This window comes from Variovorax sp. Root411 (assembly GCF_001425205.1).
Classification (GTDB): domain Bacteria; phylum Pseudomonadota; class Gammaproteobacteria; order Burkholderiales; family Burkholderiaceae_C; genus Variovorax.
The window spans coordinates 371,758-397,635 of the sequence record NZ_LMDW01000012.1; the positions used below are offsets into that span (position 1 = coordinate 371,758).

Sequence of the window (25,878 nt, forward strand, 5' to 3'; positions counted from 1 at the left end):
GGAACTTCATTGGCCTTCGCTGGAGGCCGGTTCGGCGAACGGCACGCGCTGCGCCACGGCGCACATGAGTTCGTAGCCGATCGTGCCCGCGGCCTTCGCAACCTCGTCGATGGGCAGCACCGCGCCGGTCTTCGCGGATTTGCCCCACAGCGTGACCTCGCTGCCGAACTTCGCGTCGGGCACGTTCGTGAGGTCGACGGTGATCATGTCCATGCTCACGCGGCCGACCATGTGGGTGCGCACGCCGTTCACCAGCACCGGCGTGCCGCTGTCGCAGTGGCGCGGATAGCCGTCGGCATAGCCGACCGCCGCGATGCCGATGGTGAGCGGCCCCTGCGCCGTGAACCTGGAGCCGTAGCCGATTGTGTCGCCGGCCTTCAGCGTCTGCACCGAGATGATCTGGGTCGACAGCGTCATGGTGGGCTGCAGCTGCCAGTGCGCCGCATCGTGCTCGGGAAAATCGGGCGCGCTGCCGTACAGCAGGATGCCGGGGCGCACCCAGTCGCCGCGCGTCTGCTCGGCGTGGCGCAGCGTGGCGGCGCTGTTGGCGACGGAGCGCTCGCCCGGCAGGTCGCGGGTAACGCGCTCGAAGGTCGCCAGCTGGTGAGCGATGCCGCGCGCGCCGTCGGCGTCGCTGAAGTGGGTCATCAGCGAGATCTCGTCGACCTGCGTCAGCGCGTTCAGGCGGGTCCAGGCGGAGCCGAAGCGCTCGGGCGTGAAGCCCAGGCGGTTCATGCCGGAGTTCATCTTCAGGAACACGCGCTGCGGCTTCAGGGTCTTGTGGGCGGCGAGCATGTCGATCTGCTCGTCGCAGTGCACGGTGTGCCAGAGGTCCAGCCGCGAGCACAGCTCCAGGTCGCGGGCGTCGAACACGCCTTCGAGCAGCAGCACCGGGCCGCGCCACCCGAGTGCGCGCACTCGCTCGGCCTCGGCCAGGTCGAGCAGCGCGAAGCCATCGGCGCCGCGCAAGCCTTCATAGACCCGCTCGATGCCATGCCCATAGGCATTGGCCTTGACGACGGCCCAGACGCGGGCCTCGAGGGCCGAGCGGCGCGCCCGCTCGAGGTTGTGACGCAGGGCGCCGGTGTGGACGGTGGCGAGAATGGGACGCGGCATGGAAATTCCGGGGAAGACTCAGGGACAATGCAGACCACGTTTTAGCATCTTCGGGAATGGGGTTGAACACCGTAGGGATCCCTAATTCCGTGTCGCACCCCCATGCTATAACCGCCCATTCGCCCGTAGCGCAACACTTTTTCACTACCGCCAGCAGACACTCTGGCCAGCCAGCCCATCGATGAAGCGCGGTTTCTACACGATCATGTCGGCCCAGTTCTTTTCGTCACTGGCCGACCAAGCGCTTTTCGTTGTTGCGGTCGACCTCATGCGAAGTTCGGGTGCGCCTGAATGGCAGCGCGCAGCCCTGGTGCCTATCTTCGCCGTCTTCTATGTGGTGCTGGCGCCGCTGGTGGGCGCTTTTGCCGATGCCTTGCCCAAGGGCAAGGTGATGTTCATCAGCAATGCCATCAAGGTGGTGGGCTGCCTGATGATGCTGTTCGGCTCGCATCCGCTGCTGTCGTACTCCATCGTGGGGCTGGGCGCCGCGGCGTACTCGCCGGCGAAGTACGGCATCCTCACCGAACTGCTGCCGGCGTCCCAGCTGGTGAAGGCCAACGGCTGGATCGAAGGGCTGACCATCGCGTCGATCCTGCTGGGCATCGTGCTCGGCGGCACGCTGGTGGGGCATGCCATTTCCAGCAAGCTGCTGGCCTTCGACCTCCCGCTCATCGACACCGGCATCGACTCGCCGGCCGAGGCCGCGATATCGGTGCTGATCTTCGTCTACGTGCTGGCGGCATGGTTCAACACGCGCATCCCGCACACCGGCGTCGAGATGCGCCCGCTGCGCTCCAACCCCGAGCACGGCCTGGCGCGCAACATCGCCGCGCTGCTGCCCGACTTCTGGCACTGCAACGCCCGCCTGTGGCGCGACCGCCTCGGCCAGATCTCGCTGGCCACCACCACGCTGTTCTGGGGCGCGGGCGGCAACCTCAAGTACATCGTGCTGGCCTGGGCCTCGCTGGCGCTGGGCTACAACACCACGCAGGCCTCGGCGCTGACGGGCGTGGTGACCATCGGCACGGCCGTGGGCGCGATCGTGGCCTCGATGCGCATGCGGCTGGACATGGCCACGCGCGTGATTCCCATGGGCATCGCGATGGGGCTGATGGTGATCTGCATGAACTTCATCGGCAACGTGTGGCTGGCGGTGCCGTTCCTGATCCTGCTGGGCGGCCTGGGCGGCTTTCTCGTGGTGCCGATGAATGCGCTGCTGCAGCACCGCGGCCACAACCTGATGGGCGCGGGCCGTTCGATTGCCGTGCAGAACTTCAACGAGCAGGCCTGCATTCTCCTGCTCGGCGGCTTCTACAGCGTGTGCACGGGCCTCGGCCTCTCGGCGTACGGCGCGATCAGTGCGTTCGGGCTGGTGGTGGCGGGCTGCATGTGGCTCATCAAGCGCTGGCACGAAAACAACCAGAAGAAATACCCCGAAGAGGTCGCACACCTGCTGGCCATCGCCCGCAGCGACAAACACCACTAGCCTTCCCCAGGCTGCGCGCACTTCGTGTCGCTGCGCCTTCCCCCTCGCCGGGGGCGACACCAGAGGCCCGGCGATGCCGGTTCCTCGGTGTCCCACGAAAATTCCCGCCACCATGCCCGCGCTCGCCCTCATCTTCAACGCCTTCGTCTGGGGCGTTTCGTGGTTCCCGTTTCGCCAGATCGCGAGCCATGGCCTGCATCCGCTGTGGACCACCTGCCTGATCTACCTGGCCATCACGCTCGTGATGGGACTCGTGCGACGGCACGCGTGGAAAGGCTTCGCTGCCTTTCCGTTGCTGGCACTGCTGGGCCTCGCGGCCGGCTTCACCAACGTGGGTTTCAACTGGGCCGTGACGCAGGGCGACGTGGTGCGCGTGGTGCTGCTGTTCTACCTGATGCCGCTGTGGAGCGTGCTGCTGGGCTGGCTGCTGCTGGGCGAGCGGCCGACCGGCGGCGCGCTGGCGCGCGTGGCGCTGGCGCTCACCGGCGTGGTGGTGGTGCTGAAGGCGCCCGGCACCGACTGGCCGGTGCCGTCGAGCCTGCCCGACTGGCTGGGCGTGGCGGCGGGCTTCAGCTTTGCCGTCACCAACATCGCGCTGCGCCATCTGCGGCAGGCGCCGGGCGAGTCGCGCGCACTGTCGATGTTCTGCGGCTGTGCCTTCGTGGCCGGCGCCGCGGCGCTGGGCGGCACAGCGCTCGGCGCGTTCGATTCGCCGCTGCGCGCCTCGCCGGGCTGGCTCGGCTGGGCCGTGCTGCTGGGCACGGGCTTCGTCTTCGCCAACGTGTGCCTGCAGTACGGCGCGGCCCGGCTCCCGGCCGCCGCGACCTCGGTGATCATGCTGTCGGAGGTGCTCTTCGCCAGCGTGTCGTCGGTGGCGCTCGGCGCAGCCACGATGGAGCCGCGCATCCTCGTCGGCGGCGCGCTGATCGTGCTGGGCGCCATCTGGTCGGCGTTTGCACGAACGCCCGGGCGGAGTGATGATCGCGCCTCTTCCCCCACCTGAGGAGAAACAGCATGACCAGCGTTTACGACTTCGAGGCCAACCAGATCAACGGCAAGCCGGTAAAGCTCTCCGCCTTCAAGGGCAAGGTGCTGCTGATCGTCAACACCGCCAGCAAATGCGGCTTCACGCCGCAGTTCGCGGGGCTGGAGGCGCTGCACGAAAAGTACGCCGGCCAGGGGCTTGCGGTGCTGGGCTTTCCGTCGAACCAGTTCGGCGCGCAAGACCCGGGCACCAACGAAGAGATCGGCGCCTTCTGCACCACGAACTACGGCGTGAGCTTCCCGATGATGGAGAAGATCGACGTGAACGGCAGCAACGCCGCGCCGCTGTACCAGTGGCTCACGAAGGAAAAGCCGGGGCTGCTGGGCAGCACGGCCATCAAGTGGAACTTCACCAAGTTCCTCATCGGGCGCGACGGCACCGTGCTCAAGCGCTACGCGCCGCTGGACACGCCGGCTTCGCTGACGCGCGATGTGGAGGCCGCGCTGGCGGCTGCTGGCTGAGGCAGCCAGCAGCCTGGGCTAGAACCTGAAGTCGGCCGTCTTCGAGCCACCGCCCACCGTCACGGTCTGGCTCTTGGCGGCGCCGCCAGGAGCGGCAACGTCGATCACGTAGCGCCCGTTCGGCAGGTCGACCAGGCAGACCGGGCCGTTGGCGCGGAACGCCAGCGCGGCAGCGCTGTTGGCATCGCCGCCCTTGATGGTCACGTCGACATTGGCCATGTAGGCGCCGTCGGTGCGCGCGAACAGCAAGGCCAGCGGATGGTCCTTCATGGCGGCGCGCATGGCCGCCGATTCATCGGAACCGATGCCGCCGCATACGTAGCGTGCCGTGCCTGCGCCCTGCCAGGACGGCATGGCGCCTTGCGCCTGCGCGGCCACCGCACCGGCCGCGCAGAGGCAGGCCAGCAGCATGCGCCGCAGCGCGGAAGAAACGAGGGGTGCGGGAACATGGGACATGGCACGGTCTCCTTGCTAGCGGATTCGATGCAGCCATGATGCCCCGATCGACGTTCGCGCGAGTCGGACCGCGCCCTCCCCCGCTGTGCGATCAGGCCGCGTCCAGCGCCGCGTCGAGCAACTCGACCCAGTGCCGCACCGGCGTGTCGCCGCTGCCGCTTTGCAGGTGCGTGATGCAGCCGATGTTGGCCGACGCGATGGTGACGGGCTGCAGCTGCTTCAAGTGGCCCAGCTTGCGGTCGCGCAGCGGGTAGGCCAGCTCGGGCTGCAGCACCGAGTAGGTGCCGGCCGAGCCGCAGCACAGGTGCGACTCGTTCATTGCCACGCGGATGTCGAAGCCCAGCGCGCGCAGGTGCGTCTCGACGCCGCCGCGCAGCTTCTGGCCGTGCTGCAGCGTGCACGGCGGGTGGTAGGCCACCACGCCCTGCGGCGCGCGCACGCGGGCCTTCAGGGCAGGCACGAGGTCCGGCAGCAATTCGCTCAGGTCGCGCGTGAGCTCGCTGATGCGTGCCGCCTTCAGTGCATAGGCCGCGTCGTGCTGCAGGATGTGGCCGTACTCGCGCACGGTGACGCCGCAGCCCGAGGCGTTCATCACGATGGCCTCCACATCGTTACGTTCCACGAAGGGCCACCACGCGTCGATGTTGGCGCGCATCTGCGCCTTGCCGCCGTCCTGGTCGTTGAGGTGGAACTTCACCGCGCCGCAGCAGCCGGATTCGGGTGCGATCACTGCCTGGATGCCGGCCGCATCGAGCACGCGCGCGGTGGCGCTGTTGATGTTCGGCATCATCGACGGCTGCACGCAGCCTGCGAGCATCAGCACCTTGCGTGCATGCGTGGCGGTGGGCCATTCCCCAGTGTCCTGCTTCGCGGGCACCTTGGCCTTGAGCGCCTCGGGCAAGAGGCCGCGCACCGACTGGCCGAGCTTCATCGCGGGGCCGAAGAGCGGCGACGGCAGGCCTTCTTTCAGCAGCCAGCGCTGCGCCGATTCCATCGCGGGGCGCGGCACCTTCTCGTCGACGATCCTGCGGCCGATGTCGACGAGGTTGCCGTATTGCACGCCGCTCGGGCAGGTGCTCTCGCAGTTGCGGCAGGTCAGGCAGCGGTCGAGATGCAGCTGCGTGCTGCGCGTCGGTGTCTTGCCTTCGAGCACCTGCTTGATGAGGTAGATGCGCCCGCGCGGGCCGTCGAGCTCGTCGCCGAGCAGTTGATACGTGGGGCAGGTGGCCGTGCAGAAGCCGCAGTGCACGCACTTGCGCAGGATGGCTTCGGCTTCGCGGCCTTCGTCGGTGCCACGAAATTCGGGGGCGAGCTCGGTTTGCATGTCGGTTCTTGTTTTACGTGGGGGCGAGCAGGCGGCCGCGGTTGAAGAGGCCGTGCGGATCGAACTCGCGTATCAGGGCGCGATGGATGCGTTCGATGGGCGCGCTCAGTGCATCGAAGCGCGGGACCGTGCTTTGCGTGCCTGAACCGGGCAGACGGAACAGCGTGGCATGGCCGCCCGCAGCGCGCGCGATCTCGCGGATGCGCGCGGCCTGATCAGGCGACGCCTTGTACCAGCGTTGGCCCCCATGCCATTCGATCAAGGGCGCGGCGCCGTCGAGCGAGAGCACCGGCGCGGTCTGCGGCACCGACAGGCGCCAGAGCGCGTCCGTGCCTTCGCCGGTGGCGAACCACGGCAACTGCTGGTCGCGCAGCGATTGCCATTCGGCGGCGGCGCGCGCGTTGTCCTTGCGCTCGCCGCCGAGGTGCGTGCATGCGGCTTCCACGGCGGCAGCGGCGCCGCGCAGGCGCAGGTACAGCGCGCCCGCGCCTTCGTGTTCGAACCAGCAGCTCGCATTCAGCGGCAGCGGCCGCCCGCCCCATTCGTTGAGCAGGCGCAGCGCATCGACTTGGCTGCACGCGAATTCAAGCGTGGCCTCGGCGGGCGCAACAGGCAGTACCTTGAGGCTCACCTCGGCGATCACGCCCAGCGTGCCGAGCGAACCCGCCAGCACGCGCGACACGTCATAGCCCGCGACGTTCTTCATCACCTGCCCGCCGAAGGTCAGCACCTCGCCACGGCCGTTGACCAGCGTGGCGCCGAGCACATAGTCGCGCACCGCGCCGACGCTGGCACGCGCCGGTCCGCTGAGGCCTGCAGCGACCATGCCGCCCACAGTCCCGTCACCAAAACACGGCGGCTCGAACGGCAGGCACTGGCCTTTTTCTGCAAGCGCCGCTTCCAGTTCGGCGAGCGGCGTGCCGGCGCGCACGCTGACGACCAGCTCGCTGGGCTCGTAGCTCGTGATGCCGATGAACGCACGCATGTCGAGCAACTCACCTTGCAGTGTCTCGCCGTAGAAATCCTTGGTGCCACCGCCGCGGATGCACAGCGGCGTGCTGGCAGCAGCTGCGGCACGGATGCGCTCGACGATCTGGTGGAGTGCGGTGTCGGTACTCATCTGGCGGTCCATCGTGAGTGCTGTTGTTCGGGGTGCGTGCACAGGCCACCGGGTACTCCCCTCCGCGAATGTCCCCCGCCTTCGGCTCCTCCTTTATTCCGCTGCGGGGAGCACCCGGTGCCCTGTGCACGAGGGCACGCTGTTGGTTTGCAGCCGATCAACCAGTGCTCTGAACGATCACGCCGATGGGGTGCCTTGCGCAGCGAAATAAAGGAGGAGGCCGCAGGCCGGGGGACATTCGCGGAGCAAGGTACCCCGTCGTCGCCATGTCAGAACCTCGGCAGATCCGGATGCTGCAACTTCCCCCCGCGCACCACCTGCTTGCCGTACTCGGCGCAGCGCTGCAGTGTGGGAATCACCTTGCCGGGATTCAACATGCCCTCGGGATCGAAAGCTCGCTTCACGCCGAACATCTGCTCGTTCTCGGTCGCCGTGAACTGCACGCACATACTGTTGAGCTTCTCCACGCCCACGCCGTGCTCGCCCGACACCGTGCCGCCCATCGCGACGCTGGTCTCGAGGATGTCGGCGCCGAACAGTTCGCAGCGGTGCAGCTCGTCGGGGTCGTTCGCATCGAACAGCACCAGCGGGTGCAGGTTGCCGTCGCCCGCGTGGAACACGTTGCAGCAGCGCAGGTTGTATTTTTTCTCCATCTCCTGGATGGCCAGCAGGATGTCCGCGAGACGCTTGCGCGGGATGGTCGAGTCCAGGCACATGTAGTCGGGGCTGATGCGGCCCGAGGCAGGAAACGCGTTCTTGCGCCCGCTCCAGAACTTCATGCGCTCTTCCTCGCTGTTGCTGCATGCGATGGCGGTGGCGCCGCAGCTGCGAAGCACGGCGGTCATGCGACCGATTTCTTCTTCCACCTCTTCGGGCGTGCCATCGGATTCGCACAGCAGAATGGCCGCCGCGTCGAGGTCGTAGCCCGCGCGCACGAAGTCTTCGACGGCGGCGGTCATGGGCTTGTCCATCATCTCCAGCCCCGCCGGGATGATGCCGGCCGCGATCACCGCGGCCACCGCGTCGCCGGCCTTTCGCACGTCGTCGAAGCTGGCCGTGATGCAGCGCGCGAGCTGCGGTTTTGGTACGAGCTTGACGGTGACCTCGGTGGTCACGGCCAGCATGCCTTCGCTGCCGATGACCAGCGCGAGCAAGTCGAGCCCCGGCGCGTCCAGCGCCTCGCCGCCGAACTCGATGGGCTCGCCTTCGGCCGTGAAGCCGCGCACGCGCAGCACGTTGTGCAAGGTCAGGCCGTACTTCAGGCAGTGCACGCCACCCGAGTTCTCGGCCACGTTGCCGCCGATGGTGCAAGCGATCTGGCTCGACGGATCGGGCGCGTAATAGAGGTTGAAAGGCGCGGCCGCCTCGCTGATGGCGAGGTTGCGCACACCGCACTGCACCGCGGCCGTCCGGCTCACCGGATCGATCTTCAGGATGCGGTTGAACTTGGCGAGCGACAGGGTCACGCCCATGGTGTGCGGCATGGCGCCGCCCGAGAGCCCGGTGCCCGCACCGCGCGCCACCACGGGCACGCCGAGTTGGTGGCAGGTCTTGAGCACGGCGGCCACCTGCGCCTCGGTCTCGGGCAGGGCCACCACCAGCGGGCGGGCGCGGTAGGCGGTGAGGCCGTCGCACTCGTAGGGCGTGGTGTCTTCGGCATGCCAGATCAGCGCGTGGGCGGGCAGATGCGCCTGCAGCGCGCGCACCACTTCGGACTGGCGCTGTGTTTTCTGCAGCGAATCGTGCTGCATGGGGGTGAGCGGCGCATTCATGCGGCGACCTCTTTCTGCTTTCTTCTGCTCGCGGGATGTCTCGGGGTTTACTGCACGCACTCTACGGAATTGCGGCGGCCCTGAGTTGACGGATTTTTGCCGGACGCTTGAGAGAACTTTGCGAACGTGGGGATTGGTTCTTCAGCGCAGGCTCTGTTCCAGCCAATCGGCGAAGGCTGCGCACTCCCAGCGCTCCAGCGTGCCCGGCTGCCAGCAGATGTAGTGCCGGTGCGGCGACGGCACGGCCTGCTCGGACAACGCCACCAGCCGGCCCGATTCGAACCACGCGGCGCCCATCTTCTGCCGCACCAGCGCAATGCCGAAGCCGCTGGCGGCGGCGTCGTACACGAGCCCCAGGTCGTTGAACTGCGCGCCGATGTTCGGCTCGGGCTGGTCGAGCCCGCAGCTCGCGAACCAGGTGCCCCAGGGTTCGAGGGGGCTGCGGATCAGCCGCGCGCTGGCAATCTCGGCCGCGGTGCGAAAACCCGTGAACGGCCCGAACTCGTTGAGGTAGCTGGGGCTGCAGGCGGGCACCACCTGCTCCTCGAGCAACAGCCGGTGCTCGCAGTCGGCGTACCCGCCGGGGCCGTAGCGCACTTCGAGATCGGCCTGCTCGGCCGTCACGTCGAGCAGCGGGATCGATACCTGCAGCACCAGCTCGATGTCCGGATAGATGTTGCGGAACAGCTCCAGCCGGGGCATGAGGAACTGCCGGCTGAAGGTGGGCGTGACGGCAATGCGCAGCCGGGTGGCGCGCTGCGCGGCATTGGCGCCGAGCGGCGTGGCCTGCAGCGCAGCGAGCCCGATGCGCACGTTGGCGAGGTAGACGGCGCCGTCGGCCGTAAGGCTGAAGTCGCTGCGGCCGAAGAGCTTGAAGCCGACGTGCGATTCGAGCTGGCGGATGCGGTGGCTCACCGCGCTGGGCGTGACGCACAGCTCGTCGGCCGCGCGGCCCGCGTGCCGCAGTCTTGCGACGGCCTCGAAGGTCAGCAGGCATTGGATCGGGGGGATGTGCTGCGGGGCCATGGCGTCTTAGCTTCTTTGCGGGGCGATCGCGTTCAGGGCGTGTGCACAGGGCACGCTGCTGGTTCGCGGCCGATCAACCAGTGCTCTGGCCACGATCCCGCCGATGGGGTGCCTTGCGCAGCGAAATAAAGGAGGAGCGAAGCGGGGGACATTCGCGGAGCAAGGCACCCCGTCGGCGGGATCGCGCCCCGAACCACGCATTCCACACCTAGTCCTCAAAGAAGTTCACAGGCAACCCGGGCGTCTCGACGCGCATCGAGATCACCGTGCCCGAAGCGGGCCGCTGCTCGATCTCGGCGGCGGGCCGGCCCTTGCGGCCGCTGGTGACGAACAGGGTCTTCAGGTCGTCGCCGCCGAAGCAGGGCATGGTCGGGCACTGCACGGGCACCGGCACGGCCGCCACTTGCTGGCCCGAAGGCGAGAAACGCAACAGCTGCGCGCCTTCGAACATCGCCACCCAGTAGTGGCCTTCGGCGTCGACGGTGGCGCCGTCGGGGCGGCCGCCGTAGCGCAGCAGCGAGTCTGGCGACCAGCCCTCGGGCTTGGCGTCGAACTGCTGGAACACGCGGGCGTGCGAGAGCGAGTTGCCCTCGGCGTCCCAGTCCCACGCGCGCACCACGTGTGCGGGGGTGTCGGCCCAATAGAGCGTGCGGGCGTCGGGCGAGAACGCGAGGCCGTTGGCGGTGGTGGCCTGGTTGGCCATCTGCGTGATGGTCGGCGAAATGCCGGTGTTGCTGCGTGCGTCGAGGCAATAGAGCGCGGCATTGGCGCGGTCCTTGGCCTCGTTGATCGAGCCGGCCCAGAAGCGGCCCAGCGCATCGCACTTGCCGTCGTTGAAGCGCATGGTGCTCACGTCGTGCTCCACGCGCGCCATCGCGACCAGTTCGCCGCCCCATTTGCGCGCACGGTAGATCCCGTCGCGCAATGCGATCACGAGGCCGCCGCTGCGCGCTGGGGCCATGCAGCCGGGCTCGGTGGACAGCGCCCATCGCTCGACCTTTGCCTCCGGCGAGCCGATGTCGCCGCGCGTGCGCAGCGCGGCGCGGCCGGGAATGTCGAGCCAGTAGAGCGCACGTTCTTCGGGGTGCCAGAACGGCGACTCGCCGAGCTCGCAGAGGCTGTCTTCGATGGAGGTCCACATGGTGTCGCGATTGTGCCCCCGGCCATCGCGGCGGCGAGCAAAAAAAAGCCCGCTGGCGCCGGAGCGCTCGCGGGCTGAACATCCAAAGGAGACTCGCTTGAAAAATCGTTACGAAGATTTGTTCTTGTAAATGTTGGGGATCATTCAGTTGCGAAGCTGCCCGGAAGCAGCCCCGCAAAAGCAGATCAGCGGTTGTAAGCCGTCTCGCCGTGCGAGGAGATGTCGAGGCCTTCGCGCTCTTCTTCTTCCGACACACGCAGGCCGAGGGTCAGGTCGGCGATCTTGTAGGCGATGAAGGCCACCACGCCGGACCACACGACCGTGAGCGCCACGCTCTTGATCTGGATCCAGACCTGTGCACCCATCGCGAAGGTGTCGGGCGTTGCGCCGCCGGTGCCGCCGAGGCCCTTGGCCGCGAACACGCCGGTCAGGATGGCACCCAGGATGCCGCCCACGCCGTGCACGCCGAACACGTCGAACGCGTCGTCCGCGCCGAGCATGCGCTTCAGGCCGCCCACGCCCCACAGGCAGACCAGGCCGGCCAGCAGGCCGAGCACGATCGAACCCATCGGGCCGACGAAGCCAGCTGCCGGCGTGACGGCCACGAGGCCGGCCACGGCACCGGACGCAGCGCCCAGCATCGAGGCCTTGCCCTTGTGCAGGCTTTCACCCAGGATCCACGACAGCGCCGCGGCAGCGGTGGCGAGCACCGTGTTGATGAAGGCCAGGCCGGCGACGGCGTTGGCTGCACCGGCCGAGCCGGCGTTAAAGCCGAACCAGCCGACCCACAGCAGCGAAGCGCCGACCATGGTGAGCGTGAGCGAGTGAGGCGTGAACGCTTCCTTGCCGTAGCCGACGCGCTTGCCGACCATGTAGGCACCGACCAGGCCGGCCACACCGGCGTTGATGTGCACCACGGTGCCGCCGGCGAAGTCCAGCGCGCCGTCCTTGCCCAGCAGGCCGCCGCCCCACACGATGTGGGCGATCGGCACGTAGCTGAAGGTGAACCACAGCACCGAGAACAGCAGCACGGCCGAGAACTTGGCGCGCTCCGCGAAGGCGCCGACGATCAGCGCCACGGTGATGGCCGCGAAGGTGCCCTGGAAGGCGACGAACACGTATTCGGGAATCGTGGTCAGCGCGCCGAAGGTCTCCTGCGTGATGCCCTTCATGAAGATCTTGTCGAATCCTCCGAAGAAGTTGCCGTCACCCGAGAAGGCCAGGCTGTAGCCGTAGATGGCCCACAGGATGCTGATCAGCGAGAAGATCACGAAGACCTGCATCAGCACCGACAGCATGTTCTTCGAGCGGCCCAGGCCGCCGTAGAACAGCGCGAGGCCGGGGATGGTCATCAGGATCACGAGCAGCGTCGAAGTCAGCATCCAGGCGGTGTCGCCGGAGTCGATCTTCGGAGCCGGTGCGGCGGCGGGCGCCGCGGCTGCCGCAGCGGCGGGGGCCGCGTCGGCCGCAGCAGGTGCGGCCGGGGCCGCAGGAGCGGCAGCAGCGGGTGCCGAAGCGGCAGGCGCTTCAGCCGGGGCCGCGGACGTTTGTGCAAGGGCGGTGGTGCCGGCAGCCAGCACACTCAAACCGAACGCAAGAGAGACAAGCAGTTTTTTCATAATCGTTGTTCTTTCGGGCCTGGACTCGATCAGAGGGCTTCGCGGCCCGTTTCGCCGGTGCGGATGCGCACGACCTGTTCGAGGTTGTAGACAAAGATCTTGCCGTCGCCGATCTTGCCGGTGCGTGCCGCGCCTTCGACGGCCTCGATCACGCGGTCGACGAGGTCGTCCGAGACGGCCGCCTCGATCTTGACCTTGGGCAGGAAATCGACCACGTACTCCGCGCCGCGGTAGAGCTCGGTGTGGCCCTTCTGGCGGCCGAAGCCCTTCACCTCGGTGACGGTGATCCCCTGCACGCCGATGGCCGACAGTGCTTCGCGCACCTCGTCGAGCTTGAACGGTTTGATGATGGCTGTGACCAGCTTCATGAGTTTTCTCCTTCGGATGGAAATGAAATGGTGCGGCAGCTTGGGCCGCACCTCGTTGTTTTATTTACAGCGTCTTCGTCAGCGTCAGGATGAAGCGCGCCTTGTTCGGCGAGTAGGTCGTCTGGCCGAAGGGGCCGAAGCCCAGGTCAATGCCCGGGTTCGCGACGGCGACATACGAGCTCTTCTTGTTGGCGCCCTGCACCGAGCCGGTCAGCGACAGGCCGTTGCCGAAGTCGTAGCTCGCGCCGACGTTGTAGTCGACGTAGCTCTTGTAGCCCAGGCTGCGGATGTCGCTGGACATGTTTGTGTAGCCCACCGCCGCCTTCAGCGTGACCTTGGGCACGATCTCCTTGCTGTACGACAGGTTCAGGTAGCCGGTGTTGGTGCCCTTCAGGCCCGAGCCGGCCTTGTTGCCTGCGTAGCCGAAGTAGTCCTTCGAGACGGTGTGCGAGTACTTGGCGGTGAACGAGCCGAGCGTTTCGTCGGCGTAGGTGGCGCCGACGTACAACTCGGTGGTGTTGCCGGCGGAGTTGCCCGGGTAGATGTAGGAGAGCGCACCCACGTCCATGTCCAGCGGGCCGGCCTTGAACTTGTAGCCGCCGTACACGTCCATTTCGATGCTGTTGCCCTGCAGCCAGTTGACGCTGGAGTTCCAGTTGCCGACATAGAAGCCGCTGTCGCCGAAGGCGTAGTCGAGGCCGCCCTGGATCGCGGGCTTGAAGCCCTTGGTCTTGGCGTAGTTGTTCTTGCCGATCATGTCCTGGTCCTGGCCGCGGAACTTGTAGTTCGTGGTGATGGACACGTTGCCCGTGAGATTCGGGGCAGGTGCTGCCGCAGGTGCCGCGGCATCCGTCGTTGCCTGCGCGAGGGCTGCGCCCGACGCGGTCAATGCAGTGGCCAGAACGATCAGCGCCTGGACGGCGGTACGGTGCGTCATCGGGAAACTCCTCGCAAGTGTGTGTGGTGGACCTGGAGGCTCAAAGCAGGGAGCGTGCCAAAGTGCACGAATACCGGTCCTCGCACCCACTGGGGGCCGCCTGGGTTGAGAGCCAAATCGTTACAACGTCTGTTGCGGGGTGGTTGCAGTTATCCGGTGCGCCGCACCATCGCGGGTATCTCAAGAACGGGCGCACCATATTGGGGAGAGGAAGAAGAATGGGACTGTCTTTGGTGCAAAGCCGCGCTTTGCTGGGGCTGGAAGCGGCCAGTGTCACTGTCGAGGTGCATCTGGCGAACGGTTTGCCGAGCTTCACGCTGGTCGGACTGGTGGAAACAGAGGTCAAGGAGGCGCGCGAGCGGGTGCGCTCGGCCATTCAGAACGCGGGGCTGGAGTACCCCAACAACAAGAAGATCGTCGTCAACCTCGCGCCGGCGGACCTGCCGAAGGACTCGGGACGCTTCGATCTGCCGATCGCCCTGGGCATCCTCGCGGCCAGCGGGCAGATCGACAACGCCCGGCTGGCCGGGCACGAGTTCGCGGGCGAGCTGTCCCTGTCGGGCGAACTGCGGCCCGTGCGCGGCGCCCTGGCGATGGCGCTGGCCCTGCACACGCGCGGCGTGGCGACGCGGCTGGTGCTGCCCCTGGACAGTGCGCAGGAGGCCGCGCTGGTGCCTGACGGCGAGGTCTACGGCGCGCGGCACCTGCTGGACGTGGTGCGCCAGTTCGTCGCCGACAGCGAGGCCGCCGCCCAGTGGCCGGACCCGCCGGCCGACGGCTGGGCGCGGGTCCGTGCAGCGCCCGGGGCGGGCGTGCCGCACTATGCCGACCTGGCCGACGTCAAGGGACACGCGAGCGCCAAGCGTGCACTGGAGATCGCGGCGGCCGGTGGCCACAGCCTGCTGATGATGGGCGAGCCCGGCTCGGGCAAGTCCATGCTCGCCCAGCGCTTCGCCGGGCTGCTGCCCGCGATGAGCATCGACGAGGCCTTGGAGAGCGCCGCCGTGGCCAGCCTGGGCGGGCGCTTCGCGACGCAGCGCTGGATGACTCGGCCTACTTCTTCGCCGCATCACACATCCAGTGCGGTGGCGCTGGTGGGCGGCGGCTCTCCGCCGAGGCCCGGCGAGATTTCAAGAGCGCACCACGGCGTTCTCTTCCTCGATGAATTTCCCGAATTCGCGCGCTCCGCGCTGGAGGCGCTGCGCGAACCGCTGGAGACCGGCACGATCACTATCTCGCGGGCCGCGCGCAGCGCCGAATTTCCGGCGCGCTTTCAATTGATCGCCGCGATGAACCCCTGCCCTTGCGGCTACCTGGGCTCCGCGTCGAAGGCCTGCCGCTGCACGCCCGACCAGGTCTCGCGCTACCAGAGCAAGCTCAGCGGCCCGCTGCTGGACCGCATCGACCTGCACATCGAGGTGCCGGCGGTGTCGGCGCAGCTGCTAATCGACGCCCCGGCGGGGGAATCGACGGAAAGCATCCGCGGCCGGGTGATCGGGGCGCGCGAGCGCGCGATGCTGCGGCAGGGGTACGCGAACCAGTCGCTGCAGGGCGCAGCGATCGACCGGCACGCCGGGCTCGACGACGCGGCCCGCCGGTTCATGTTCAACGCGGCGTCCAAGCTCGGATGGTCGGCGCGCAGCACGCACCGCGCGCTGAAGGTGGCGCGGACGATTGCGGACCTGGGCTCGTCGGAGGCCGTGCAGGTCGAGCATCTGGCGGAGGCGGTGCAGTACCGCAGGGCGCTGCACAGCCGCACGTGAATGCGGCTCGGCCGCCCGCGCCGGCGCACTGCTATTTGAACTCGTGCGCCACCACGGGCGCCGACTTGCTGTCCTGCACCGTCACCCGCTGCCGGTAGACCTCAAGGTCGCCGTTGCGCACTTCGATGTTGTAGATGCCCGGGCGCAGCGACAGCGACTTGAGCGGCGGGCTCACGCCGCGGTCCGCGCCGTCGACGAACACCTGGCCCCATGGGCGGACGTTGAACTGCACGCGGCCCAGGCCCGGCGCCGCCGCGGGCGCAGGGGTGGGGGCGGCGCCCGTCGTGCCGGGTGCCGCGCCCGCTACGGCCGTGGTACCCGGCGGCTGCGTGCCCGGTGCGAGGGGCACGGACGGCGGCGAGAGCCGGTTGATCTCGGCGAGGGCGTTGCGCGCCTCGCGCGCATGCAGGCCGCGGCGGTAGCGGCGCAGGTAGGCTTCGTAGCCTTCGCGCGTGTTCTCGGTCTGCGCGAGATTCCAGTCTTCGGCCTCGGCGGTGGCCAATGCAGATTCGGGCGGCGTGGCCGGCGGGACGACCGGCACGGCCTCCAGCGGCGCCAGCGGACCGGTGGCGGCAGCAGGCGCGCTGGCCGGCGCGGCGGGCTGCGGTGCGGCGGGTGCGCCGGCCACGGGCGGCGGCACGCCATCGGTGGCGGGCGGCATCGCCACCGGCGGCGCGGTGCTGCTCGACATCGGCGCGGCTGGCGGTGGCGGCGCCGGCACCATCGCGGTCTTGGCGTCCTGCTGCTGCATGCCCGAGGTCAGGCGCAGGCCGATCCAGCTTCCCACGGCCACGAGCGCGATCACGAGCCCGCTCACCAGGCCCCACCGCGGGAATGTGGTTTTCTTTTTCTGCGCGGGCGCCGCGACCTTGCGGCCAGGCGCCTTCGGCAGCTCGGGCGCTGCCATCGCCACCGGCACCGGTTCCAGTGGCGCCGGCGCCGACTCCGGCGAGAACTGCTGCGGCACCAGCGGCGGAGGCGGCGGCGTTGCCGGCACGGGCGCCGTGGGAATGATCACCGTCGGCGCGCCCATGCCACCCACGTAGATGTCGCCGAGCTTCACCAACCCCAGTTCGGCAGCGAAGGCGGCCACGGTCTGCGTGCGGTCCTTGCTGTGCACGGCCAGCGTGTGGTCGACCGCGGCGCAGAAGGCCGGGCTCAGGTCGGCGCGGCCCATCGACGACAGCGGCACGTAGGCGTCCTGCACGCTGCGCACCACGGCCGAGGGCGGCGGATGGCCCGTGACCGCGCGGTACAGCACCGCGCCCAGCGCATACATGTCGGTCCACGCGCCCTGCAGCAGCGTGTTGTCGTCGGCGTACTGCTCGATGGGCGAGTAGCCCGACTTCACCATCACCGCCACCTCGTCGACGAGGTCGGCGATCGATTTGCGCGCCGCGCCGAAGTCGAGCAGCACCGGCAGGTCGTCCTGCTGGATGAAGATGTTGTCGGGCGCGATGTCGCGGTGGAAGCACTGGCTGCGGTGCAGCGTCTCGAGGGCGCCCAGCAGCGGCCCGAGCATGCCGACCAGCCAGGGCTCGGCGATCTTGCCCGGCTCCTGTTCGGCGAGGCGGCGCAGCGTGCGGCCCTTGTAGAGCTGGATCGCCATGTAGGCGGTGGAATTGGCCTCCCAGAAGCGATGCACGCGCACCAGCGCCGGGTGGCTGAACTGCGCGAGCGTGCGTGCCTCGTTGATGAAGCTGCGCAGGCCTGCCTGGAAGGTGGCCGTGACCCGCTCGGAACGCACGTGCACGCTGTTGTCGCCCACGCGGCGCGCGAGCATCGAGGGCATGTATTCCTTGATCGCGACCTCGCGCTGCAGCGAGTGGTCGTAGGCCCGGTAGACGATGCCGAAGCCGCCTTCGCCGATCACCTCCAGCAGCTCGAATTCGTCAAGCCGGTGGTTCACGCCCAGCGGATGCGGCCGTTCCTCCTGCGTGTCGGCCGGCGGGCTTGCGGTGCCGTGCGTCGTGGTCGTCATGCTTCTTCTCCTGCGGGGCGGTCGCTCTCATGGCTCATCTGGTGCTTCATGCCCATGGCACGTGTCCCTGCGAAAACAACTTGGAAAACAACGGTGTGTTGAGGCCGCCGCCATGGGCGGCGGTGCGCAGCGGCGATCCATCGGCCTGGTTGGTCCACCAGTAGCTGGTGCTGCCGAAGGGGTCGAAACACAGTGGAAGCTCGGGCCAGCCCAGGCGCTGCTGCGCCTTCGCGCCGCCGGCAGCGGGCCCGAGGATCGAGAGGATGTCGTCCGAGCCGCCGCTGGCGGTCTGGAAGCCGGCGCGGCCCGCGGCCAGCACCTGGCTGTCGAACTGGTCGGGTGCCACCCCGTGGCGAATGGCCTGCAGCAGCACGCTGCCGCATTGCCAGTACCACTCGGCCGAGCCTTCGAGCACCGAGGGGCGGTAGCCCTGCGCGGCCACCTGCAGCGTGATGCACACGGGGTAGTAGCGGCCCACGCGGTCGCAGCTCGGCGCGATGCAGCCGAACTGCACGGCGTCGACGCCATGCGTGGCGGGAATGGCGAAGTTCCACACCGGCGCCACCGCGTAGTGCCGCGTCATCGCATCGGGCCAGCGTTTGAAGCTGCCCAGGCCGTTCTGCATCCAGCGATCCCACCAGGCCTGCAGCTCGCGCGGCATGCGGCGGTAGAGAAAGTCGCCGGCGGCCGGCAGTTTGCCGTACCAGCCGATCTGTTCGTCGACGGGTACCCAGGCTTGGGGGGGAACGCTGCTGTTCATTTCTGTTTTTCTACCGCGTCGGCGCGTGACGCCAGAACGGGAGCGTTTGGGGTGCGTGCGAATGACACCGGGTACTCCCCTCCGCGAATGTCCCCCGGCCTGCGGCCTCCTCCTTTATTTCGCTGCGGGGAGCACCCAGTGCCATTCGCACATGGGCGCTGCCGTTGTGTTGGCCGTTCGAGCGCTGCGCCCATCGCTCACGCCGATGGGGTGCCTTGCGCAGCGAAATAAAGGAGGAGCCCGAAGGGCGGAGGACATTCGCGGAGCAAGGTACCCCGTCGGCGTGAGCGCGCCCCGCACAACGCACGCTGCACCGAATAGAAGAGCGGGGTTTCATCCTAGGATTTCCCGGGGCACGAGAAGCTGTTCATCTGCGGCAGGCGCAGCGGGTTGTAGACGCTGTTGGCCGTCACCGCGAGCACCACCTTCCTGCCCTGCAGGTCGAAGCTCGCATTGAACGATTCGGGCGAGTTGCCCGCGGAGATCGAGGCCTTGTCGAACAGCCGGTGCAGAGCCCACGGCCCTTCGGTCACGATGCCGCCGGCCGGCGTGCCGTTGGCGGTGGTCACCTGCAGGCGCACCTGGTTGCTGTTGCGCGGGCCGGGCCACTTGACGGTGCTCGGCGCCTGCGGGCCGTGCGCGTAGCGCACCGTCTGTCCGTCGATGTCGAGCGTGAACTGCGTGAGCGCCGCGTCCATGTCCTCGGGACGGATGTCGATGGTGAACGAGGGCGTGCGGCTGCCCGCCATGCCCGAGAAGAACACGTCGCGGATGGCCTGCGCCTTCTGGAACGAATCGAGGTACGCCGAGCGCCCCGCCGCGCTGCCGTCCACGCCGCGCTTGAAGGCCCACGGATTGACCGAGGTGTCGACCTGCGTGACGAGGTTCTTCTGGAAGAAGTCGTCCATCATCCCGCCCGGCGCGAACAGCTGCGCGAAGTCGCCCGAGGCCACGTCGCGGTTCGAGCCACGCGTGAAGGGGTAGCGCCCCGCGATCGCCTGGTTGCAGAACGAGCCGATGCTGGCCGCCGCGCTCTGCCCGATGTTCTGCCGCGTCACTGCCGCCGCCTTCGACGACGCGGTGGCCGACAGGTCGTTCAGCATGCCCTGGAACGGCACCGGCAGGCGCCCCGCCTCGGCCTGCACCTTGGTGACCGAATCGCTGGTGGGCGGGATGTTGCCGCTGCGCAGCGCAGTGTCGGTGGCGGTGAGGAAGTTGTAGAGCTCGTTGATGAGCGCGGCCGTCGCGTCGATGGGCGCCTGCCCGCCCTGCTTGGGCGCGGTCACCATGCGGCGCAGCGGCTCGAAGTGGTTGTCCACCAGCGACTCGGGGCGGTCCACGCGCGTGTTGCGGCGCTGGCTGCCGTCGGGCTGGCCGATGAGCTGCTCGATGCGCTCGCGCGTGCTGGCCACGCGGTTCTGCGCCTGATCGAGCAGGCTGCGCGCGGCCTCGTCGTGGTTGCGCAGCAGGTCGGTCTCGCGCGCCGCGCCGCGGATGAGCCGCGACATCGGCGACTCCGAGGTCGAGAGCACGCGCGTCATCTGGATGCTCTGCAGCAGCGAGCGGCTGTCGGCCAGGCGGATGTCGATGAGGTAGTCGTCCCACACCTTGATGTAGTCGGTGAGGTAGAGCCGGCGCACCTCGCGCAGCAGCAGCTCGCGCGAGGTGATGTCGGCGATGCCCGGCGCGCGGATCTGCAGCACCCAGCGGTCTTCCTGCTCGAGCGAGAGCGTGGTTTCGGCGATGCGCTTGTCGAAGATGTCCCAGTAGCCGCGGTAGGTGAAGAGCGTGGGAATGCCGTCGGTCAGCGGCTTGCCGCTGGCACGGCGGATGACCAGCGCCGACTCGGCCCCGCCCGCCTCGGCGATGGTGAAGGCATTGGGCGGGCTGGTCTGCAGCAGGATGCGGCGCAGCCGCGCATAAGAGCGCTGCGCCAGCGGCACGCCGGCCAGGCGCTCGCGCGTCTGCGTGATGAGCCTGTCGTCCTTGGCGAAGGGCGATGTCACCACGCGTCCCGAGAACAGCGCCTTCAGGTGCGATTCGAGGTTCGCGCGCTGCTCGCGCGTGAGCGAGGCGCCGATCTTGCGGTCCACGTCGGTGAGCAGCCAGGCCTGCAGGAAGTCGGCGTCGTAGCGCTCGGCGTCGTACAGCATGAGGTACGCCTTGAGCGCTTCATAGCTGTACTCGGCATCAATCTTCGCGGCCTCGCGCAGCGACTGCTCGACGCGCTGCGCGGCCTGCGGCAGCAGCACGGTTTCGAGCGCGCGCTGGTACACGCCATCGGTCGCGGCCTGCAGCTTCTCGCCCTGGTAGAGGCCGAAGCGGTAGGAGGTGGGCGGATCGCCGATGTCGAAATGGTTCGACTTCGGCAGGTCGCGCAGCTTGTCGAGAATGAGCAGCGAGCTCGCGATGTCGCCGCTCGAATCGACCACCGTCGGCAGCTCGCCGCGCGCGGCCGCCTTGTTGAAGGCCTTGGCGTTGGTGTCGACCTCGGCCACGTAGTCCTTGTTGTTGCGCCAGCTGTTCACGCAGGCACCGAGAAACAGCACCAGCAGCACGCCGATGGCGCAGTAGCCCGCGATGTCGATGGCCCGCTTGCGCCGGTACCAGCTCAGGTTGGTGCCGGCCACGCCCGCGTCGCGGAAGATCACCTGCTGCAGCAGCTCCTTCAGGAAGTAGCTCTTGCCCGGACCCGGCGGCGGTGCCGGCGGCGCGTTGACCTGCAGGTAGCGCTTGATGGCGCCCATCACGCGGTCGAAGGCCGTGCCCTCCTGCGTGCCGCTGGTGAAGTACACGCCGCGCAGCATCGACGCGGCCTCGAACTTCGAGGGGTTGAACACGTCGGCCAGGAAGGTGCCGAGGATGTCCTCGAAGCTCGCGAACTGCTGCGGCAGCAGGTAGGCCTGGGCGCGGCGCATCGGGTCGGACTCGGCCGCCAGCAGTTCGGGCAGGCGCTCGTCGAGGCGCTGGTGCAGCAGCTTGTATTCCTGGTGGAAGCGCTCGCGCAGGTCGCCGCTCACCGGGGCCGCGCCCTTGCCCTTGCCGGCCTTCACGTTCGCCGGGTTGCCCTGGATCGGGAAGGTAAAGCCCCACACCTGCTGCCGCTCGGCGCGGCCCAGCGAGCCGAAGTACTCGTTGAACCCGGCCAGCAGGTCGGTCTTGGTGACCAGCACGTACACCGGGAAGTCGATGCCCAGGTCATTGCGCAACTCCAGCAGCCGCTTGCGCAGCGCCATGGCATGGCGCGCGCGCTGCGCATCGTCGGCCAGCGGCAGGTCGGCGATGCTGATGGTGAGGATCGCACCGTTGATCGGCTGGCGCGGGCGGAACTTCTTCAGCAGCTCGATGAAACCCTTCCACTCGCCCTCGTCGGTCTCGCGGTTGCTCTCGTGCGTGGTGTAGCGGCCCGCCGTGTCGATCAGCACCGCCTCGTTGGTGAACCACCAGTCGCAGTTGCGCGTGCCGCCGATGCCGCGCACGGCGGCCTTGCCGAGCTGGTCGGCAAGCGGAAAGTCGAGGTCGGAATTCACCAGCGCCGTGGTCTTGCCCGAGCCCGGCGCGCCGATGAAGATGTACCAGGGCAGCTGGTACAGGTACTGCCGGTCGAACAGCGAGAAGCGGCTCGCGGGCTTGCCATCGGCGTCCGAGCCGAAGCGCATGTTCTTCAGGATGGCCGTGGCGTCGGTGAAGCCGCTCTGCAACTCCTTGATCTCGGGCGCGTCCTCGGGCTTGGCCTCTTTCTCCTTCTTGGAAGGCGTGCGCAGCTGGTTGAGCAGCTGCGCATTGAGCCTGCGCTCGCGCCACTTGCGGTAGATGACGCGCACGAGCCAGATCGCGAACATCAGCACGATGACCGCGATGCGCACGATCTCGTCCTCGAGCGGACGGTAGCGGCCCACGGCGATGGCCGGGCCGATGATCCAGATCAGGAAGGCGAGCGCGAGCAGGCCCAGGAAGACCCACAGATCGCGGCTGATGAGAAAACGGAAGATGGCGCGCAGCATCAGCGGGTGCCTCCGGGCTGCGGCGCGGGAGCGACGGACGGGGATGCGGAAGTCACAGGTACGCCGGCCACGGGCGCCACCAGCAGCGTCACCTCGACACGCCGGTTGCGCGCGCGGTTGGCGGCGGAGTCGTTGGGCACGATCGGGTCGGCATCGCCGCGGCCTTCGGCGCGCAGGCGCTGGGGCCGCGCAAGGCGGGTGGCGATCATCTTCTGCACCGCGTCGGCGCGGGCCTGCGAGAGCTGCCAGTTGGAGGGAAAGCGCACGCTGCGGATCGGCTGGTCGTCGCTGAAGCCGCTGACCAGCACGTTGCCTTCCACGGCATTGAGCGCATCGGCCACGCGCGAGAGCACCGGCACATAGCGGTCGAGCACGCGGTCGGAGCCCGAGGCGAACAGGCCGTCGCCGCGCAGCACCACCACGCTGCGGTCGGCCTCGTCGCGCACGGTCAGCAGTCCGTCGCGGATCTCGGGCTCGAGAAAGCGTTGCAGGCGCGGCGTCGGCGCCGGCATGACGACGGCGCGCTCCGTCTGCGGCAGGCGCACCGCGTTGACGGCCGCGAAGGCGCCGTCGGAATGGCCCGCCAGGTTGAACGTGAGCAGCGCGAACACGAGCACCAGCAGCACCGCCGCCACCGCACCCACCGCCCACACCGGCAGCCAGTTGCGCGTGCGGCGCACGGGCGCGCTCGCGTCCTGCCAGTGCGGCGACAGCGGCACGGCGATTTCACCGCGCGTCTGCCGGATGATCTGCAGCAGCCGCTGCTTGAGCGTCTCGAGCTGCGTGCGGCCGTTGTCGATGACGCGAAAGCGCCCCTCGAAGCCCATCGCCAGGCAGAAGTAGATGAGCTCGATCAGGTGCAGGTGCTGCTGCGGGTTCTGCACCAGACGCGACAGCAGCTGGAAGAACTTCTCGCCGCCCCAGGTCTCGTTGTGGAACATCACCAGCAGGCTCTGCGACGACCAGATGCTGCCGCCCCACGGCGTGAGCGCGGCGGCCTCATCGACCGCCGTGCACAGGCAATAGCGCGCGCCGATGATCACTTCCGGCGAAATGCCCGCCTGCTGTGCACGCGTCTCGAAGCGGCGCACTTCGTCGACGAGGTGCTCGCGCAGTTGCGAGGGCGCGGCATGGTGGCCGGTGGCACGTATCTGCGGGATCAGGTCGAGCAGCGGATTGGCCGCGGCCACCAGCGGGTTGTTGCCCGCGAGCGCCGTGTCGCCCGCATGCGGGCGCCGCGCGTCGTGCCACGCGGTGAAGGACTCGGGCTGCGCGCCGAGGCCACCGATACCGCCGCTGCGCGAGGCGGAAGGCATGCCGCCTGCGTCACTGCTCGCGTTGCCGCCGCCGGGGTTCGGCGGCACGAAACCGCCCGGGCCGACGGCCAAGTCGTTGACACCGTTCATAGACTCCCTCACGGACGGATGGCCCAGAACTCCATGGCCAGCCCGGGAAAGTCACCAGCCAGGTGCATCGCCACGCCGCCGGACTTTTCGAGCTGTCGCCACATGTCGCCGCTCTTGTCGAGTTCGAAGTAGTGGTAGCCCGCGTTGTACGGAATCTGCCGCGGCGCCACCGGCAGCGGCCGCACCACCACGCCCGGCAGCTGCAGCTGCACGAGGTCGCGGATGCGCTCGACCGAACCGATCTTCACCTGCGTGGGGAAGCGCTGCTGGATGGCATCGGCCGGCAGGTCGGCATGCACCGCGAGCACGAAGCCCGCGTTGCGCACCAGCACCGGGTCGGGCATGCGGCCCACGCGCACGCCGTGGCTGCGCTCTTCGAGTTCGATGGCGATCGCGCTCTGTTCGAGCACCGCCGACAGCGAACGCCGCAGCTCTTCCAGCAAGGGGCGGATGCAATCGTTGAGGTTGTCGTGGTCGTACACCGGCCACAGCACAGGACGGCGCGTGGGCGAGGTGTGCGTGGCCAGATGGCAAGCGAGCTTGAGCCAGTCGACGAACAGTTCCTCGGGGTGCACCTGCACGGCCTGCTGTGCGTGCCACGTGAGCGCGAGATAGCGGTTGACCAGTTCAAGCAGCAGGAAGTCGGAGACTTCGCTCACGCCGCCGCGCCCTGGCTGCGACAGCCGCGAGGCCAATGCCTCGGAGCGCTGCGTGAGCAGGCCGTGCAGCTCGGCGACCATGCTGCGCAGCATCGCGTGCGCCGAGGCATCGAGCACCGGCGGAATGTAGTTGGCATCGACCATCAGCTTGTGGTCGGTGCGCCGCTCGATGACGCGCACCGCGCCGATGGCTTGCCACTCCGCGGTGAGCGAAGAAGCCCGCGCCAGGCGCAGGCGCGGCGAAGCGAGCTGCAGCACGGCGGGGCCGAGCGCAACGGCATTGCCGTCGTTCACCTCGCGCTCGATCACGCCAAAGCGCGCGGCCGAGCCTTCGTCTTCCGAGAAGATGACTTCTTCGCTGCCCGGCCTGCGCAGCGGCAGCGCGAGCACGATGAGTTCGTCGGTAAGGTCGTTCGGTACTTCGTAAGGCAGCGGCGCGTCTTCGGCGCCGAACGAAAACGGCGTGCCATCGGGCATCACGCCCGCGCCGCCGAGCAGCGACACGCGGCCCAGCGCATACGCGTCGCGATCGATCTCGAGATGCAGCCAACCCCAATAGGCGCCTTGCAGGCCTGCGGTACGCCGGGTCACGTACTGCTCGACATAGCGTTCCATTTGCTGGAAATGCTGCGGCCGCAGGTACATCCCTTCGGACCACACCACGCGATTCGCCAACGCCTGCGGATGGGCGCCGTTCTTTGCGGCGCCCGGATTGCGAACTGTCACCAAAAGACCTCCTGGGGAGTGCTCACGTCGAAGCGGAAGATGCGCTGAGGAGCGGCCTCCCGGTCCACTTGTTTTGCTCTTGATGCTACACGGCGCGTCTTACGTTTTGCACCGCAATTCGCTAGCTAATTTTTCGCACTTTCGTACTAGCAAATCAAAATTTCGTGAAAAAATTAACGACTTGGTAGCAGCTCGATGCCCGTCTTGCGGATTGCGACACGCACGGCCTGCTCGCTCGGCGAGAACTGCCACACCTTGTACAGGTTGGTTTGCTTTGGCTCCTTCAATGGCAGCACGATGCGCCAGCGCGCGGCCTCCAGCTTGCGGTAGCCCGCGATGATGCCGATGGCGCGCGAGTCGAGTCCCGCCTCGCGCTTGAACACGCGCTCTTCGCCGCTGCGCATGATGGCCTGGTCGGCGTTCACGAGCTCGGTCATGAGCGTCTCGCGGTCACGGTCCTGTAGTGCAAAGTAGTCTGCCGTCTCGAAGTTACCGGAAGATTTCAGTTCGAAGACCTTGACGAGAATCGGCGCGGCCTGGCCGCGTCCGTCGGGGTTGACGCCATCGTCGATCTTCACGGTGATGGCATAGGGCGTGGGCATGGACTTGGCCGTCGATGCACATCCGCTGATGAGGCCCGTAAACAACGGTGTGGTTGCAAGTGCGCCTTGTAGCAAGCTTCGTCGATGCATTGAAATCTTCCCGAGG

The 25,878-nt window shown here is 68.1% G+C and carries 20 protein-coding genes; 4 read left to right on the top strand and 16 right to left on the bottom strand.

Annotated features, from left to right (window positions below):
- Positions 1-6: 6 nt before the first annotated feature.
- On the bottom strand, positions 7-1,116 hold the full coding sequence (gene alr / locus ASC92_RS12690; RefSeq protein WP_056515607.1) for an alanine racemase: 1,110 nt from the start codon (positions 1,114-1,116) through the stop codon (positions 7-9).
- A 181-nt stretch (positions 1,117-1,297) separates the two neighbouring features.
- Here alr and lplT point away from each other — a divergent pair, with 181 nt between their 5' ends.
- From lplT to ASC92_RS12705, 3 genes are all read left to right on the top strand, one after another.
- A complete protein-coding gene (gene lplT / locus ASC92_RS12695) occupies positions 1,298-2,602 on the top strand; it encodes a lysophospholipid transporter LplT (protein WP_056515609.1) in 1,305 nt (434 codons plus the stop codon).
- 112 nt (positions 2,603-2,714) lie between these two features.
- Entirely contained in the window at positions 2,715-3,605 is an 891-nt protein-coding gene (locus tag ASC92_RS12700) for a DMT family transporter (RefSeq protein WP_056515612.1), read from the top strand.
- 11 nt (positions 3,606-3,616) lie between these two features.
- Positions 3,617-4,108: a glutathione peroxidase gene (locus ASC92_RS12705; protein ID WP_056515615.1), complete on the top strand. Its 492-nt coding sequence runs from the start codon at positions 3,617-3,619 to the stop codon at positions 4,106-4,108.
- 18 nt (positions 4,109-4,126) lie between these two features.
- Here the strand turns inward: ASC92_RS12705 and ASC92_RS12710 are convergent, their stop codons facing one another.
- The 9 genes from ASC92_RS12710 to ASC92_RS12750 all read right to left on the bottom strand — a co-directional run bounded on the left by ASC92_RS12710 (position 4,127) and on the right by ASC92_RS12750 (position 13,871).
- Positions 4,127-4,564: a carboxypeptidase-like regulatory domain-containing protein gene (locus tag ASC92_RS12710; RefSeq protein WP_056515618.1), complete on the bottom strand. Its 438-nt coding sequence runs from the start codon at positions 4,562-4,564 to the stop codon at positions 4,127-4,129.
- A 91-nt stretch (positions 4,565-4,655) separates the two neighbouring features.
- Complete coding sequence (gene glcF / locus ASC92_RS12715; RefSeq protein ID WP_056515622.1) at positions 4,656-5,888, bottom strand: glycolate oxidase subunit GlcF; 1,233 nt, start codon at positions 5,886-5,888, stop codon at positions 4,656-4,658.
- A 13-nt stretch (positions 5,889-5,901) separates the two neighbouring features.
- Entirely contained in the window at positions 5,902-7,008 is a 1,107-nt protein-coding gene (gene glcE, locus ASC92_RS12720) for a glycolate oxidase subunit GlcE (protein ID WP_157609051.1), read from the bottom strand.
- 269 nt (positions 7,009-7,277) lie between these two features.
- Positions 7,278-8,780 (bottom strand): FAD-linked oxidase C-terminal domain-containing protein, encoded by a 1,503-nt coding sequence (locus ASC92_RS12725; RefSeq protein ID WP_056515626.1) that lies wholly within the window; start codon positions 8,778-8,780, stop codon positions 7,278-7,280.
- Positions 8,781-8,921: 141 nt separating this feature from the next.
- Positions 8,922-9,806 (bottom strand): LysR substrate-binding domain-containing protein, encoded by an 885-nt coding sequence (locus ASC92_RS12730; protein WP_056515629.1) that lies wholly within the window; start codon positions 9,804-9,806, stop codon positions 8,922-8,924.
- A gap of 208 nt (positions 9,807-10,014) precedes the next feature.
- Positions 10,015-10,947 (bottom strand): SMP-30/gluconolactonase/LRE family protein, encoded by a 933-nt coding sequence (locus ASC92_RS12735; RefSeq protein ID WP_056515632.1) that lies wholly within the window; start codon positions 10,945-10,947, stop codon positions 10,015-10,017.
- A 185-nt stretch (positions 10,948-11,132) separates the two neighbouring features.
- Positions 11,133-12,566, bottom strand: coding sequence for an ammonium transporter (locus ASC92_RS12740; protein ID WP_056515635.1), 1,434 nt, complete (start codon positions 12,564-12,566; stop codon positions 11,133-11,135).
- Between the two features lie 29 nt (positions 12,567-12,595).
- Positions 12,596-12,934, bottom strand: coding sequence for a P-II family nitrogen regulator (glnK, locus tag ASC92_RS12745; RefSeq protein WP_007833403.1), 339 nt, complete (start codon positions 12,932-12,934; stop codon positions 12,596-12,598).
- Between the two features lie 64 nt (positions 12,935-12,998).
- Positions 12,999-13,871 (bottom strand): TorF family putative porin, encoded by an 873-nt coding sequence (locus ASC92_RS12750; protein WP_056515638.1) that lies wholly within the window; start codon positions 13,869-13,871, stop codon positions 12,999-13,001.
- Positions 13,872-14,089: 218 nt separating this feature from the next.
- Here ASC92_RS12750 and ASC92_RS12755 point away from each other — a divergent pair, with 218 nt between their 5' ends.
- Positions 14,090-15,634 (top strand): YifB family Mg chelatase-like AAA ATPase, encoded by a 1,545-nt coding sequence (locus ASC92_RS12755; protein ID WP_056515641.1) that lies wholly within the window; start codon positions 14,090-14,092, stop codon positions 15,632-15,634.
- A 31-nt stretch (positions 15,635-15,665) separates the two neighbouring features.
- On the opposite strand, the gene ASC92_RS12760 is transcribed toward ASC92_RS12755, so the two are convergent.
- The 6 genes from ASC92_RS12760 to tssJ all read right to left on the bottom strand — a co-directional run bounded on the left by ASC92_RS12760 (position 15,666) and on the right by tssJ (position 25,862).
- On the bottom strand, positions 15,666-17,615 hold the full coding sequence (locus tag ASC92_RS12760) for a serine/threonine protein kinase (protein ID WP_056515643.1): 1,950 nt from the start codon (positions 17,613-17,615) through the stop codon (positions 15,666-15,668).
- A 46-nt stretch (positions 17,616-17,661) separates the two neighbouring features.
- Entirely contained in the window at positions 17,662-18,375 is a 714-nt protein-coding gene (gene tagF, locus ASC92_RS12765) for a type VI secretion system-associated protein TagF (protein ID WP_056515647.1), read from the bottom strand.
- 338 nt (positions 18,376-18,713) lie between these two features.
- Positions 18,714-22,379, bottom strand: coding sequence for a type VI secretion system membrane subunit TssM (tssM, locus tag ASC92_RS12770; protein WP_056515651.1), 3,666 nt, complete (start codon positions 22,377-22,379; stop codon positions 18,714-18,716).
- The gene (locus tag ASC92_RS12775; RefSeq protein WP_056515654.1) at positions 22,379-23,785 is read right to left on the bottom strand and encodes a DotU family type VI secretion system protein; all 1,407 of its coding nucleotides are present in this window, start codon (positions 23,783-23,785) and stop codon (positions 22,379-22,381) included. Before ASC92_RS12775 ends, tssM begins: the two co-directional genes overlap by 1 nt.
- A gap of 8 nt (positions 23,786-23,793) precedes the next feature.
- The gene (gene tssK, locus ASC92_RS12780) at positions 23,794-25,089 is read right to left on the bottom strand and encodes a type VI secretion system baseplate subunit TssK (RefSeq protein ID WP_235505825.1); all 1,296 of its coding nucleotides are present in this window, start codon (positions 25,087-25,089) and stop codon (positions 23,794-23,796) included.
- A 254-nt stretch (positions 25,090-25,343) separates the two neighbouring features.
- Positions 25,344-25,862 carry a type VI secretion system lipoprotein TssJ gene (gene tssJ, locus ASC92_RS12785; protein ID WP_056515661.1) on the bottom strand — a complete coding sequence of 173 codons (519 nt, stop codon included), beginning with the start codon at positions 25,860-25,862 and terminating at the stop codon, positions 25,344-25,346.
- Positions 25,863-25,878 lie beyond the last annotated feature (16 nt).

Excerpts from the sequence above, each read along its gene's own strand:
- glnK (WP_007833403.1), bottom strand. The coding sequence starts at position 12,934 with ATGAAGCTGGTCACAGCCATCATCAAACCGTTCAAGCTCGACGAGGTG.
- ASC92_RS12705 (WP_056515615.1), top strand. The coding sequence starts at position 3,617 with ATGACCAGCGTTTACGACTTCGAGGCCAACCAGATCAACGGCAAGCCG.
- tssK (WP_235505825.1), bottom strand. The coding sequence starts at position 25,089 with ATGTACCTGCGGCCGCAGCATTTCCAGCAAATGGAACGCTATGTCGAG.
- ASC92_RS12775 (WP_056515654.1), bottom strand. The coding sequence starts at position 23,785 with ATGAACGGTGTCAACGACTTGGCCGTCGGCCCGGGCGGTTTCGTGCCG.
- tssJ (WP_056515661.1), bottom strand. The coding sequence starts at position 25,862 with ATGCATCGACGAAGCTTGCTACAAGGCGCACTTGCAACCACACCGTTG.
- ASC92_RS12740 (WP_056515635.1), bottom strand. The coding sequence starts at position 12,566 with ATGAAAAAACTGCTTGTCTCTCTTGCGTTCGGTTTGAGTGTGCTGGCT.
- glcE (WP_157609051.1), bottom strand. The coding sequence starts at position 7,008 with ATGAGTACCGACACCGCACTCCACCAGATCGTCGAGCGCATCCGTGCC.
- glcF (WP_056515622.1), bottom strand. The coding sequence starts at position 5,888 with ATGCAAACCGAGCTCGCCCCCGAATTTCGTGGCACCGACGAAGGCCGC.
- tagF (WP_056515647.1), bottom strand. The coding sequence starts at position 18,375 with ATGAACAGCAGCGTTCCCCCCCAAGCCTGGGTACCCGTCGACGAACAG.
- ASC92_RS12735 (WP_056515632.1), bottom strand. The coding sequence starts at position 10,947 with ATGTGGACCTCCATCGAAGACAGCCTCTGCGAGCTCGGCGAGTCGCCG.
- ASC92_RS12700 (WP_056515612.1), top strand. The coding sequence starts at position 2,715 with ATGCCCGCGCTCGCCCTCATCTTCAACGCCTTCGTCTGGGGCGTTTCG.
- ASC92_RS12710 (WP_056515618.1), bottom strand. The coding sequence starts at position 4,564 with ATGTCCCATGTTCCCGCACCCCTCGTTTCTTCCGCGCTGCGGCGCATG.
- ASC92_RS12760 (WP_056515643.1), bottom strand. The coding sequence starts at position 17,615 with ATGACGACCACGACGCACGGCACCGCAAGCCCGCCGGCCGACACGCAG.
- tssM (WP_056515651.1), bottom strand. The coding sequence starts at position 22,379 with ATGCTGCGCGCCATCTTCCGTTTTCTCATCAGCCGCGATCTGTGGGTC.
- ASC92_RS12755 (WP_056515641.1), top strand. The coding sequence starts at position 14,090 with ATGGGACTGTCTTTGGTGCAAAGCCGCGCTTTGCTGGGGCTGGAAGCG.
- alr (WP_056515607.1), bottom strand. The coding sequence starts at position 1,116 with ATGCCGCGTCCCATTCTCGCCACCGTCCACACCGGCGCCCTGCGTCAC.
- ASC92_RS12730 (WP_056515629.1), bottom strand. The coding sequence starts at position 9,806 with ATGGCCCCGCAGCACATCCCCCCGATCCAATGCCTGCTGACCTTCGAG.
- ASC92_RS12725 (WP_056515626.1), bottom strand. The coding sequence starts at position 8,780 with ATGAATGCGCCGCTCACCCCCATGCAGCACGATTCGCTGCAGAAAACA.
- lplT (WP_056515609.1), top strand. The coding sequence starts at position 1,298 with ATGAAGCGCGGTTTCTACACGATCATGTCGGCCCAGTTCTTTTCGTCA.
- ASC92_RS12750 (WP_056515638.1), bottom strand. The coding sequence starts at position 13,871 with ATGACGCACCGTACCGCCGTCCAGGCGCTGATCGTTCTGGCCACTGCA.